Here is a 13608-nt window from a genome sequence, read left to right on the forward strand (position 1 = left end):
TGTCCGATTTCGGTCATTTCTTTATATTCTCTTTTTACTGCCGGATATCCACAAGTCCCTGCTCTAAATCCTGTTCCATAAATTCATAACCACAGCCTGACGTACTGGTATTTAAATAAAGATACGGAAGCACATCTTCATCCACAACAAATCCGACATGTAACGTTTTTGTCTCCCCCGCTTTGATACTGTCAAAATAATTATTTCCCCGCTCTCCGCCGGTCACATCAAAATATCTCATCTCCTCACCATATTCTAAACTGCTGCTGTCAGAGCTGACCGTATCCCATGTTTCTCCCTCTTTCGGCTGCTCTGCACCGCAGATTTCATAAATTCCGTTCTCTTCTTTGATTTTCATGACAGAATTAAAAAATAAAATGTCTTTCATCTCTGTATCTCCGGTATTGCTGTATTCTAACGTAACATATACTAATTTCTTCGGTACCTCCCTGCTGCTTATAACCTCATCAAGTGTATTCACTCCATCTCCGGATTTGATATAAGAAACCGTATCCGGTATCAGTTTTCCATTTTCATCTGTGCCAATCATATCCCTGTCCACAAAAGCCGGATCAAGGATTCCGGTATCATCCGTTACTTTCACATCTGTTACTTTGATCCACAGATTCTTAGCTTCTCCGCCAGTTTCTCCCTGCACTGCAAATTCTTCTCCAATCTTATGCAGATTTTTCATTTCATCTGCAGTTGCAGTTGTTTTTAACTCCCCATCTTCGGAATCCTCTTTCATATCCTCTGCCACAGTCGCCTCATAATCACTCCAGTTATATGGATGAATGACCGTGCCATCCGAAAGTTCCTCTGCAGATGCTAAAACAATCCCCTCTGCCACCTTGCAGGCTTCCTCTTTTGTCACATCATGACCGATATACATCTGCATTACATAATGATACTCCGGATAAGTCACATAGATCATCTGATCAAATGCTTTATCCTGATCAGATGTATTTTGCTTTTTTATATAGACACCATCATGATTTCCAACCTGGATATTTTCACTTTCCGTCACATAATCATCCTGCATCCCAAAAGATTCATCCCCTGTATCCATCTGATAAAATACAATGGAGATTCCCCCCTGTCCTGGTGTCTGTTCATAGCTGTATTTTCCTTCTTCTGTCTCTTTCATTCCATCCGGCAGATAAGATAATTTCATTGCAACCGGTGCCACATTTTGTGTCGCATCCTGCGCAGTAAGCTGTGATGCCTGATCATCTGTTTTTCCGGTATTTTCTGTCCCATCTGTCTTTTCAATTGCTGTCATTCTGCCGTAATTTCCCTGCGGACTGCTGCTCATACGGTATAATTTTGTTCCCGCAAAAATCGTCGTTCCAAGAATAAATGTCGCCGCCAGTGACGCCACCACCGCTTTTTTCAATGAAAAATAGCCTTTCTGAGGTGTTATTTTTACCTGTTTTTCTACTTCTTTTTCTATCATATCCCGCATACTCTGCGGCATTTTCGGAAATTCCTGCTCCATATTTTCAATATTCATACTCAACTCTCCATTCCGTAACTGTTTTCCTGTTCCAATTCGTTTTTCAATCTCGCCCTTGCACGTGACAGGCGGTTTTTTATGGTGCTTTCCGTCACGCCTAAAATTCCTGCTATTTCCCGCACACTGTACCCTTCCATATAATACAGTGTGACAGAAAGCCTCGCATCCTCTGACAGATGGCTGATTGCTTCATATAATTCGGAGTAATCCTTTGTCTCCGCAGCCTGTTCCTCCATCTGATAATCTTCTAACGATACCACTTTCTTTTCCTTTCTTATCACGGTATAACATTCATTGATCAGTATCCTGGTCAGCCACGTTTTCGCATAGGCATCTGATTTTAACGTGTGTAATTTGGAAAATGCTTTCACGATCGTTTCCTGGATTGCATCTGCACAGTCCGCATCCCGGTACAGCAGCGTTTTCGCCACATGATACATCATATCTTCCGATGCGATGATCAGCTCTCCCAATTCTTCTTTTTTCATAACTTTCCTTTCCGCCGGCTTACATATTCTGTATATTCTGTTGTTTCTTCGTTACTGTTCACTCGCAAGTTTGACACTTGCTGTCAAACTGTGCGCCAAAGACTATATTTTGCCAGATTACAGCCCCATGCATCGAAGATGCATCTCAAATGGGCTGTAATTGATACTGCTCACACAGTGTGTGAACAATAGCGTTTCTTATGAGCTCATAGAAGGGCATGTCATTGCATATCCCATGCTGCCTTTACCTCTGAGTATACAATTTTTCATGCTATTTGTATCATCCAGTGGAAACATTCTGACCACTGAACCTTTACATAGATTAGACGCATGGAAAATAAAAAAGGTCGCAGCTTTAAAAAAATTATTTTCTTGACAAATTTTATCTATCATGCGTATAATGGCGTTAATTGAAGCAGAACAACAGCGTTGACGGGAAGAAGTAAAAATAAGCGGAACGAACAGAAAGCAACCGGCTGATGAGAGGTGCACGGAAAACTTATTTCGAATACATCCCCGAGCTTCACACCAAATTCGTATTTTTGAAAGATGCGATAGTAGGCTGTGACGTAGCGGCGCACGTTACAAGCGCCTGAGTGTTGTCGGACACTCGATAAGGCAGACAATGTGAATTGCCTGCGAACAAAGGTGGTAACACGGGTTTTTATCCTCGTCCTTTTTTAGGACGGGGATTTTTTTATGTAACAGGAAATATTGCTCTAAAAGAGCTGATCTATTGTTATAAACGATTCAATTTAATTTTAGGAGGATTTACAATTATGACATTGTACGATGAATTAGTTGCCAGAGGTCTGATCGCCCAGGTAACTGACGAAGCAGAAATCAAAGATCTGATCAACAACGGAAAAGCTACTTTTTACATTGGCTTTGATCCAACCGCAGACAGTCTTCATGTAGGACATTTTATGGCATTATGCTTAATGAAACGTCTCCAGATGGCAGGCAACAAACCGATCGCTTTAATCGGCGGCGGAACCGCCATGATCGGAGATCCATCCGGCCGTACCGACATGCGCCAGATGATGACACCGGAAACAATCCAGCACAACTGTGACTGCTTCAAGAAACAGATGAGCCGTTTCATCGATTTTTCCGATGGAAAAGCACTTATGGTAAACAACGCAGACTGGCTGATGGACTTAAATTATATTGATGTACTGCGTGAAGTTGGTGCTCATTTCTCCGTTAACCGTATGTTAACCGCAGAGTGCTACAAACAGCGTATGGAAAAAGGTTTAAGTTTCTTAGAGTTCAACTACATGATCATGCAGAGCTACGACTTCTACACCTTATACCAGAAATACGGCTGTAACATGGAGTTCGGCGGTGACGACCAGTGGAGTAACATGTTAGGCGGTACCGAGCTGATCCGCAGAAAACTTGGAAAAGACGCTTACGCGATGACCATCAACCTCCTTCTTAATTCGGAAGGCAAAAAAATGGGAAAAACACAGTCCGGTGCTGTATGGCTTGATCCGAACAAGACTTCTCCGTTTGACTTCTTCCAGTACTGGAGAAACGTTTCTGATGCAGACGTATTAAAATGCATCCGTATGCTGACATTCCTTCCATTAGAAGAAATCGATGCAATGGAAAGCTGGGAAGGCGCACAGCTTAACCAGGCAAAAGAAATTCTTGCATTTGAGCTGACGAAACTGGTACACGGTGAAGAGGAAGCAAACAAGGCAAAAGAAGCTTCCCACGCTTTATTCGCAGGTGGTGGCGATTCTGCCCACATGCCAACCTTAGAACTGACTGCTGCTGACTTTGCAGATGGAGACTTAGATATCCTTGCACTTTTAGTAAAAGCAGAACTTGCTCCATCCCGCTCCGACGCAAGACGTGCCGTACAGCAGGGTGGTGTCTCCGTTGCTGACGAAAAAGTAACAGACATCCAGACCACTTACGGAGCTGACGCTTTCGGTGCTGACGGACTTGTCGTAAAACGTGGTAAAAAGAAATTTGTAAAAATTATCGTAAAATAATTTTTTACTCATCCCGGAGTGCGATCAGCCACCTCTTTGCCAAAGGCAGCCAGCTCTCGCACTCCTGCTGGATTCCTGTACCATCCCGCATTGCTGTGAGCCTGCTGCAGGTACTGAGGCCATGTTTCCCGACCGGATACATATGAAATTCCACCGGTATCTCATATTTTTTCATTGCCTCGATCAAAAGCAGGGAATTTTGCACCGGGACTGACTGATCTGTGTAAGTATGCCAGATAAATGCCGGCGGTGTATACTCTGTCACCTGTTTTTCAAGAGAAAGCAATTCCAACATTTCTTCTGTCTCATTGCCACCGAGAAGCTGCTTAAAAGATCCACGGTGTGCATATTCCCCGGATGTGATAACCGGATAATTTAAAAGCATTGCCGCAGGTTTTAATATCTCATTCATCACACCGGCAGCCTCAGCCAGCCACTTCGTATGCCAGAACATAGAAAGGCATGCTGCAAGGTGTCCGCCCGCGGAAGACCCTTGGACAACGATCTTATCTGTATCCACATGCCACTCTTTTGCATGCTCATGAATCAGCTTCATGGATGCGGCCGCCTCTAAAAGTGCCGTCGGATAAACTGCCGGTGCCACCGAATAACGCAGCACCGCCACATGATATCCTATACTTAAAAAATGCATGGCAAGCGGCTCTGATTCCCTGTCAGACGTGTGTTCATAACCGCCACCCGGACAGATCAGCATCATAGGACGCTTATCAATCGCAATGGAATCCGAATCGTCCAGTATATAAGTACAAAGTCTTGCATCCGCAAGTGAACCTTTTTCGTGTAAATGAAAAACTTCCGTTAACATAATTTCTTCTCCATTATATTTTCTGCTATAAATTACTTTTACTATAACAAAATGCATGCTCCATAAACATTCTATTATCAAGAATAAAAAAACAAAACCTCGAAAATAGATATTTTCGAGGTTTTAAGAGGCACGGACCGGATTCGAACCGGTGATGACGGTGTTGCAGACCGGAGCCTTACCGCTTGGCTACCGCGCCATATGATGTTATAACAGATGCTGTCTCTTCTGTTATTTTTAACTTCCAATCTCTCGCAGAAGTTCTGTTAAGATTTTATCAGAACAAAACTTCTGCGTCAAGACCGATTTTAATTTTCTACTTAAAATTCTACTTAAAATCTATGCTTTTTTTCATACAATATTCCTGTGTTCTGTCGTAAGAGATGATTTTTTCAGTACTTACAATATAAAACATATCTCCCGCATAAATTCCCCTATATGCTGATGTATCTGCCGCTTTGGACTGATCCGGATTTCCCGCCTTATCAGTCAGACTTTGTGACAGCAGAGTTTCAAATTTTTCCCCATTCCATGTAAGTAAAAGATACGTAACACTCTCCCCATCACCATAAGACTGCAGTGCAAATCCAAGCAGATTTTCGTCCGCATCTGCAAGTACACATTTATAATTGTAGAGCGCCTCACTGTAATTATAATCCTTTAAAACAAGGCTCTCCACCTCTTTTAAATCTGCAGGATCTGAAATATCAAACATTGTGATCTTAATACCTGTATGTTCTCCTGTCTTTTCATCCGTCTCATATCCAATCCCGATCAGTTTATCATCGCCCCAGAAATGCAGATATTCTGAAAAACCACTTATCTTTAATTCTCCAAGTACCTTTGGATTTCTATCATCCGATAAATCTACAGCAAAAAGCGGATCTGTATTGCGATAGGTAACAAAATATGCCATATTCCCCAGATAACGCGCAGCATAGATTTCCTCTCCCTGTGCAAGTCCTTCTATCTTGCCTGTAAGACTCAGATTTGTATCAAACAAATAAAGATTATTCGTGTCCTCTCCATTCACTGAATCCTGGCTGGTCGTTAAAACACGCAATTTTCCGCTCTGTTCATTTATCGCAAATGTATCTGTAATTCTCCCGTTCACTGAAACTGCCCCATCAGCATCCATCTTCCCATCAGCAAGCCCAAATTTTGCAATCTGTGTTACCGCATCATTCCAGGAACCTTTTATCTGATACGCATAAAACGCACTTTCACTCACATAGATATCCACATACTGACTTAAAATCATGGTATTATCCACAACCTGATCCGGATTTTTCACATTTACTGAGGATATCAGCAGACTGTTGCTTCCTCCACCGCCATTGTCCACGTAAATATCTTCTGCATCTACCGCATTATCATTGACTAACGGAATCCATCCACTTACATTTTCTTCCGTAACGGCTTCTTCTTTTGTCTGTTGTGGCATACTGATTCTTTTATTGGTAAAAAGATAAATAATATTTCCGATCTTTCTTGATGTCTGATACCTTCCATCCTGCGTCACACACCCGGTTTTTACAGGCTTTTCCGGATCACTGATATCATAGGTAAGAACCTGTGTCTGTGTTCCCTCACTAAAATAATAAAAGCAGTCTTCCGTATAATTTTCTGTATCATCTGCCTGCATTTCCAGTCCGGAATCTTCACTTTCCACGATCACGTTTAAAATATCACCATCCACATACATCTCAAGCACACGGTCGGATGAAGTTTCAAAAATCTGTATTTTTCCGATCTGTTTTAATGCTTTTTTCCGGATATCCGTAATCAATATTTCATTGTGGCTTACCGTGTAAATATAAGAACCATCTGTTTTGACAAAATCGCTCTCATCCACGCCTTGCGTCTGCAGATTTGTCCCGGAATACCGCTGTTTTGCCGTATCTGATGATATATCTGCCGCTGTCTGTCCCTCCTGTGCTCCTGCGCCCTTTATCATCTGTGTACCGCCGATTTCTTCCACTCCGTCTACAGCCGCACCCACGGTATCTGATGTGTCATCCATAATATATGTCGCTGCATCACCAGAGTTAGAACTATCTCCCTCCGCAACCGCTATTCCGTCTGCTTCCTTTTCCTGACCACTGCCAGACCAGATTGCATCATAGACCTCTCCATAATTTTTTGCGACTGTATACAAAGATCCTGCATCTTTTTTTTGTGCATTTTTCTCTACGCCTGCAGTCGCTCCATCTTTTAATTCGCTGCTGCCTTCTGATCCTTCATCTGACTTTTGCCCGGATGCCGCTTTTTCTATACCCACCGGCGCCGTCATAAGCCCTGTGCCGCCCCCGGTAACCGCATGGATTCCTCCTGCTGCGCCAATGACAAGCACAAGTGCCGCCGCTGCTACAGCCCCGTAATAAGTGATCCCGCTTCTCCGTTTTACCTTGTTTTTCTGGTTCTCCTTTAATTTTCTTTTGATCTGCTCCGGTTCAATATTCTCTGGAATTTTTTCCTGTGCGGCAGATTTTTCTATTTTATCTAAAATTTCTTTTTCTGACATAGGCACTCCATTCTGTAATGAAAAATCCCTTTTTCACTACCTCATTAACTACTGATAGCAATTTATTGTAACCACTCACCCATTTTTTTTAATGCCCGGCTTTCCTTCGAGCGCACGGTATTTTCATTCATATGTAATATTTCAGCAATCTCACGGCTCGTATAACCTGCAAACTGATGCAAGCTGATGATCAGGCGCTCTTCATCCGCAAGTTCAAAAAATAGCTTCCTGATCTGTATACATTCTGTCATCTCTGGTTCGGAATCACACGCAATCTCCTCTGTATCCTCAATCCCTGTCTCATTTTTGCCCGCATACTCACGCAGTTTATCCTTGCATTTATTGGATAAAATCCGAAATATCCAGCTCTTAAATGCTTCTTCACTGCGCAGCTTTTTAACTGATGCAAACGCGTCAGTAACGGCATCACTTACCGCATCCTCCGCATCACTTGCATTTCGCAACGTATACAATGCAAAGCGGTACATATCCTCGTATATTCCGGCATACAGTTGGGCAAATGCATCCACGTCTCCGCGTTTTGCCCGCCACACAAGCTTCAGATAATTTTCCATAAATATTTTCTCCATGGGATTTTCATTAGATACTTATTTTTCTGTCATATATATAGTCTAAATAAAGGCAGGTTTTGTTGCAAGAAAATAAAAAAGCCGCCTGCTGATTAGTACGCCGCTTACGACATAAAAATGGGGAAAGCACTCTATACTTTCCCCATTTAACATAATTTCTTTTATTCTGTTTTAAATACTGAAATCTCCGATTTCAGATCATTCATATTATCACCCAGTGACTGAGCCGTCTGATTCATGGTATCTACATTCTCCTGAAGTTTTGCAGCAACACTCTGAACCAGTTTTGTTCCCTCTGCTGTTTCTGCAATAATATCCGAAATATTCTTTACTGCAGCCAAAGTATCTTCACGCTCTTTATCCGCCTGCTCTGTACTGGATACGATTTCTTTCAATCCATCAAACAGCTTCTGCATACACTGATTCATGTCATCAAAAACTCCAACAACTTCCTGTACAGCTTCTGTCTGAAGTGCAACCATGTCTCGTGCCTGTTTTGCATTTTCTACACTGTTTACCGTCTGGTCACTGATATGAGCTACATTGTTCTGAATTTCTCCGGCTGCCTCTGCAGAATGATCTGCAAGCTTTCTGATCTCCTCAGCAACCACTGCAAATCCTCTTCCTGCCTCTCCTGCTCTCGCCGCTTCAATAGAAGCATTTAAAGAAAGCAGATTCGTCTGTTCAGAAATATCTGTGATTGTTTCCACAAACTCATTGATAATCTCAGATTCCTTTTTGAGCTCCTCAATACTGGTCTCTACCTTTATGGTTACATCTGTTGTTTTTGTTGCACGTTCACCCAACGTCTGAACCATCTCCATACCATGACTAATCATACTTTCTGCCTCAGAGACAAGTTTCTCGACCTGGCCTACAATGCTGCTGACATTTTGAATTTCCTCTGAAAGCGTATCTGTCTTTCTTACACACTCTTCTGCATGTTCAGACTGCTTTGTTATACCATCATTAATCTCATCTATCGCCTGGATAATGTTCGCAGAATAATCTTTCATAACATCTGATGCCTGTCTTACTTCCTGCGCAGATGACTCTAATGTGTCAGTTGCTCCACTTACTTTCTGAACCAGCTTTTTATTATTATTGATCATATTATTTGCAACAACTGCAAGATTGTTAAATTCATCATGACCTTTAACGCTGACCTTAGTTGTAAGATTTCCCTCTGCAACCTCTTCAAGTCTTCCGGAAATACGTATCATATTCTTCTGTATTCCGGTACTGATGATAATACCGATCATTACTGCAACGATACATGCAATTACTACTACTGCGATCGTCACATTGCGGATCTCATCTGCCTGTCCATTGACAATCTCCATTGGTACAAGTGCACATACCGCAGCATTTGTACGCTCCATCCGGCTGTAAAAGAACAGGTAGCTCTTTCCATTTATGCTGACCTCTTTGGTAGTCTGCTGGTCTTCAATATTATTAAAGAAATCCTGTCCATAGAATACTGTCTCACCATCCGCTCTGGTACTCTCCTGACCTTCCGGAAGTTTTTCGGAAATGATTTCTCTTCCTGACTTAGTAACAAAACCAATGATACTACCTTCTCCCATATCAAGGCTATCTAAAAATTCCTGAATAGCAGATGCTTTGATATCAATTACAATAAATCCTTTACCAGACTGTGGCGTTGTTTGATATGCCATAATATAATCTGACTGTTTTAAACCAAGGGTTTCGTCTAAAGTCTTATGATAATCAACCCATTCTGGTAATTTTTTTCCATTATCAGAATATCCAAGCATTTCATCCTTATACTCTTTGTAGATACCCATTGCAGTTCCGCCTGCCCTTGTGGATAACATCTGGATATCTTCAATTGTCACAATATGTATATTGCTGATAAACTCATTTCCTGCCTGAGATGCACGGATACTTGATCCCACACTGTTAATAACAGATTTTTTCCGCGTGGAATCAGTCTCATACAGACCTATCATATATTTCCCAAGATCTGACTGAAATGCATACTTTAATGCCTCTGCCTCAATAAAAGAGTTACTTACATCAATATACTGGTTTGCCATATTGATTGTCTGTTCATTTGAATCCCGGAATGTATCATACATACCGGCAGCTGCTTTTTTATAAGAAAATACCCCAACCAAAATCAAAAACAGAATCGGAACCAGAAAACATAAAAAAATCTTCGCACGTATACTAAACAGTACGCCTTTCTTCTGTTCCTTTTTTTGAACCATTGTCTGTTTCGAAACTTTTTTTGACCTTTGTGATCTTACACCTTTTACAGGTGATTTTTTGTTCTTATTGGCCATAACACTACCCTCTTGAGCAGAATCTTCTGCTGCCTCTCCAACATAATAATATTTAGAATATATACTAGAATATCACAAAAAATGAGTTTTAAAAAGTCAATTTTTGTAAATTTTTACTTTTTATTGCGCTTTTTGTTCTGTTTATATTTATAAATAAAACAAAGAGCTCTAGAAAATCCTAAAGCTCTCTACTTTTCAGAGGCGACAATCGGAATCGAACCGATGATAAGGGTGTTGCAGACCCGTGCCTTACCGCTTGGCTATGTCGCCATATAATATTGTAAGTGACTCCGACGGGAATCGAACCCGTGTTACCGCCGTGAAAGGGCGATGTCTTAACCGCTTGACCACGGAGCCGGAGTATGATCCGGATAAACACAAACTATGATTTACCGGATAAAAAAACTCCCCGAGTAGGACTCGAACCTACGACAGCGCGGTTAACAGCCGCGTGCTCTACCAACTGAGCTATCGAGGAATATTAAATATATAACAAAACGACGTATTTGATACGTCATTTTTATCATATGTATTAAAAGTTAGTACCTTCAAAACTTCATACAGAACTCCGATTTTATTTGGTCAAGCCCTCGATCGATTAGTAACAGTCAGCTCCACACGTTACCGTGCTTCCACCTCTGCCCTATCTACCTTGTACTCTTCAAGGGATCTTACTTCCTTATGGAAGGGATATCTCATCTTGAGGGGGGCTTCACGCTTAGATGCCTTCAGCGTTTATCCCTTCCGGACTTGGCTACTCTGCCATGCCGTTGGTCGACAGCAGATACACCAGTGGTCCGTCCATCCCGGTCCTCTCGTACTAAGGACAGCTCCTCTCAAATATCCTCCGCCCGCGCCGGATAGGGACCGAACTGTCTCACGACGTTCTGAACCCAGCTCGCGTACCGCTTTAATGGGCGAACAGCCCAACCCTTGGGACCTGCTACAGCCCCAGGATGCGATGAGCCGACATCGAGGTGCCAAACCACTCCGTCGATGTGAACTCTTGGGAGTGATAAGCCTGTTATCCCCAGGGTAGCTTTTATCCGTTGAGCGATGGCAATCCCACTTTATGCCACCGGATCACTAAGTCCTACTTTCGTACCTGCTCCACCCGTCGGTGTCGCAGTCAAGCTCCCTTCTGCCTTTGCACTCTTCAAATGGTTTCCGACCATTCTGAGGGAACCTTTGAGCGCCTCCGATACCCTTTCGGAGGCGACCGCCCCAGTCAAACTCCCCGCCTGGCATTGTCCCACCGCTGGATCACAGCGGCTGGTTAGAAACCCAATACTGCAGGGGTGGTATCCCAACAGCGACTCCCTTGAAACTGGCGTCCCAAGTTCTCAGTCTCCCACCTATCCTGTACGTGCAGTACCGAATCCCAGTACCAAACTGGAGTAAAGCTCCATGGGGTCTTTCCGTCCTGGCGCGGGTAACCAGCATCTTCACTGGTACTTCAATTTCACCGGATGCATTGTCGAGACAGTGCTCAAATCATTACGCCTTTCGTGCGGGTCGGAACTTACCCGACAAGGAATTTCGCTACCTTAGGACCGTTATAGTTACGGCCGCCGTTTACTGGGGCTTAAATTCAAAGCTTCATCTTGCGACTAACCTCTCCTCTTAACCTTCCAGCACCGGGCAGGCGTCAGCCCATATACTTCACCTTACGGTTTCGCATAGACCTGTGTTTTTGCTAAACAGTTGCTTGAGCCTATTCTCTGCGGCCCACCCTGAAGTGGGCACCCCTTCTCCCGAAGTTACGGGGTCATTTTGCCGAGTTCCTTAACAATGCTTCTTCCGTCGGCCTTAGGATTCTCTCCTCATCCACCTGTGTCGGTTTACGGTACGGGCACATATAAAACAATAGCGGCTTTTCTCGGCACATGGCTCACACACTTCGCTACTTTTATTTCGCTACACATCACGTCTTTGGCTTATCAGGCGGATTTGCCAGCCTGACACCTCTTCCGCTTGTACCGGTATTTCCATTCCCGGCTTATGCTTTCCACATGCGTCCCCACAGTTCTGTTTATATGTGGTACAGGAATCTAAACCTGTTGTCCATCGGATACGTCTTTCGACCTCTCCTTAGGCCCCGACTTACCCAGAGCAGATCAGCTTTACTCTGGAAACCTTAGATATTCGGCCGGAAGGATTCCCACCTTCCTCTCGCTACTCATTCCGGCATTCTCTCTTCTTATCCCTCCACTGCTCCTTCCGGTACAGCTTCGTCGGTCTTAAGAATGCTCCTCTACCAATCACTATGTGATTCCTAAGCTTCGGTGTCGTGTTTCAGCCCCGGACATTTTCGGCGCAGGACCTCTCGACCAGTGAGCTGTTACGCACTCTTTGAATGTATGGCTGCTTCTGAGCCAACATCCTGGTTGTCTTTGAAATCCCACATCCTTTTCCACTTAACACGCACTTTGGGACCTTAGCTGTAGGTCTGGGCTCTTTCCCTTTTGACCACCCAACTTATCTCGTGCAGTCTGACTCCCATTCATCATCTACATGGCATTCGGAGTTTGATATTCTTTGGTAAGCTTTGACGCCCCCGCGGAAATTCAGTGCTCTACCTCCATAAGACTAAAATGAGGCTAACCCTAAAGCTATTTCGAGGAGAACCAGCTATCTCCGGGTTCGATTGGAATTTCTCCCCTACCCACACCTCATCGCCACCCTTTTCAACGGATGTGCGTTCGGTCCTCCATTGCCTTTTACGGCAACTTCAACCTGGACATGGGTAGATCACCCGGTTTCGGGTCTACGCGTGCTGACTGAACGCCCTGTTCAGACTCGATTTCTCTTCGGCTCCACACCTTAAGTGCTTAACCTTGCCGGCACGCGTAACTCGCCGGACCGTTCTACAAAAAGTACGCGGTTCATCATATAAAGATGTTCCACAGCTTGTAAACACAGGGTTTCAGGTTCTCTTTCACTCCCCTCCCGGGGTCCTTTTCACCTTTCCTTCACAGTACTATGCGCTATCGGTCACTAAGGAGTATTTAGGCTTACGGGGTGGTCCCCGCTCATTCCATCAAGGTTTCTCGTGTCTCGATGTACTCTGGATACCGCCATGTCATCTTTCCTTTCGCTTACGGGGCTTTCACCCTCTCTGGCAGGCTTTCCCAAAACCTTTCTGCTAGGATCAACGAATCAATTATGCGGTCCGAACCCCACGGTGCACGCACCATGGTTTGGCCTCTTTCCATTTCGCTCGCCGCTACTTTGGAAATCGATTTTTCTTTCTCTTCCTCCGGCTACTTAGATGTTTCAGTTCACCGGGTTCCCTTCCATACGTTATGGATTGGCGTATGGATGACTGGAGTTCGTCCAGCCGGGTTTC

Annotated in this window: 7 protein-coding genes, 4 tRNA genes and 1 rRNA gene (1 of these 12 cut by a window edge); 1 reads left to right on the forward strand and 11 read right to left on the reverse strand. The window is 43.6% G+C overall.

Annotation, left to right across the window (positions count from 1 at the left end; genetic code table 11):
• Window positions 1–34: 34 nt before the first annotated feature.
• Together H8S51_RS00445 and H8S51_RS00450 are read right to left on the reverse strand one after the other, a co-directional pair.
• The gene (locus tag H8S51_RS00445; RefSeq protein WP_118209296.1) at window positions 35–1513 is read right to left on the reverse strand and encodes a DUF4367 domain-containing protein; all 1479 of its coding nucleotides are present in this window, start codon (window positions 1511–1513) and stop codon (window positions 35–37) included.
• 2 nt (window positions 1514–1515) lie between these two features.
• Window positions 1516–2004, reverse strand: a complete 489-nt coding sequence (locus tag H8S51_RS00450; RefSeq protein WP_015561507.1) for an RNA polymerase sigma factor — start codon at window positions 2002–2004, stop codon at window positions 1516–1518.
• A 779-nt stretch (window positions 2005–2783) separates the two neighbouring features.
• On the opposite strand from H8S51_RS00450, the gene tyrS reads away from it, so the two are divergent.
• Entirely contained in the window at window positions 2784–4010 is a 1227-nt protein-coding gene (tyrS, locus tag H8S51_RS00455; RefSeq protein WP_186899854.1) for a tyrosine--tRNA ligase, read from the forward strand.
• A gap of 4 nt (window positions 4011–4014) precedes the next feature.
• Here the strand turns inward: tyrS and H8S51_RS00460 are convergent, their stop codons facing one another.
• The 9 genes from H8S51_RS00460 to H8S51_RS00500 all read right to left on the reverse strand — a co-directional run.
• Complete coding sequence (locus H8S51_RS00460) at window positions 4015–4836, reverse strand: alpha/beta hydrolase (RefSeq protein ID WP_186899855.1); 822 nt, start codon at window positions 4834–4836, stop codon at window positions 4015–4017.
• 128 nt (window positions 4837–4964) lie between these two features.
• Window positions 4965–5035 (reverse strand) — tRNA-Cys (locus tag H8S51_RS00465).
• 129 nt (window positions 5036–5164) lie between these two features.
• The gene (locus tag H8S51_RS00470) at window positions 5165–7360 is read right to left on the reverse strand and encodes a beta-propeller domain-containing protein (RefSeq protein WP_186899856.1); all 2196 of its coding nucleotides are present in this window, start codon (window positions 7358–7360) and stop codon (window positions 5165–5167) included.
• A gap of 62 nt (window positions 7361–7422) precedes the next feature.
• Window positions 7423–7935, reverse strand: coding sequence for an RNA polymerase sigma factor (locus H8S51_RS00475; protein WP_186899857.1), 513 nt, complete (start codon window positions 7933–7935; stop codon window positions 7423–7425).
• A 176-nt stretch (window positions 7936–8111) separates the two neighbouring features.
• Window positions 8112–10259, reverse strand: a complete 2148-nt coding sequence (locus tag H8S51_RS00480) for a methyl-accepting chemotaxis protein (protein WP_186899858.1) — start codon at window positions 10257–10259, stop codon at window positions 8112–8114.
• Window positions 10260–10458: 199 nt separating this feature from the next.
• Window positions 10459–10529: transfer RNA gene (locus H8S51_RS00485), tRNA-Cys, on the reverse strand.
• Between the two features lie 15 nt (window positions 10530–10544).
• A tRNA-Glu gene (locus H8S51_RS00490) sits at window positions 10545–10616 on the reverse strand.
• A gap of 48 nt (window positions 10617–10664) precedes the next feature.
• Window positions 10665–10737, reverse strand: a tRNA-Asn gene (locus H8S51_RS00495).
• A gap of 100 nt (window positions 10738–10837) precedes the next feature.
• A 23S ribosomal RNA gene (locus tag H8S51_RS00500) occupies window positions 10838–13608 on the reverse strand; it runs 122 nt beyond the window's last position.

Source organism: Roseburia rectibacter, from assembly GCF_014287515.2.
GTDB lineage: Bacteria > Bacillota > Clostridia > Lachnospirales > Lachnospiraceae > Roseburia > Roseburia rectibacter.

Excerpts from the sequence above, each read along its gene's own strand:
- tyrS (WP_186899854.1), top strand. The coding sequence starts at position 2,784 with ATGACATTGTACGATGAATTAGTTGCCAGAGGTCTGATCGCCCAGGTA.
- H8S51_RS00445 (WP_118209296.1), bottom strand. The coding sequence starts at position 1,513 with ATGAATATTGAAAATATGGAGCAGGAATTTCCGAAAATGCCGCAGAGT.
- H8S51_RS00480 (WP_186899858.1), bottom strand. The coding sequence starts at position 10,259 with ATGGCCAATAAGAACAAAAAATCACCTGTAAAAGGTGTAAGATCACAA.
- H8S51_RS00475 (WP_186899857.1), bottom strand. The coding sequence starts at position 7,935 with ATGGAAAATTATCTGAAGCTTGTGTGGCGGGCAAAACGCGGAGACGTG.
- H8S51_RS00470 (WP_186899856.1), bottom strand. The coding sequence starts at position 7,360 with ATGTCAGAAAAAGAAATTTTAGATAAAATAGAAAAATCTGCCGCACAG.
- H8S51_RS00460 (WP_186899855.1), bottom strand. The coding sequence starts at position 4,836 with ATGTTAACGGAAGTTTTTCATTTACACGAAAAAGGTTCACTTGCGGAT.
- H8S51_RS00450 (WP_015561507.1), bottom strand. The coding sequence starts at position 2,004 with ATGAAAAAAGAAGAATTGGGAGAGCTGATCATCGCATCGGAAGATATG.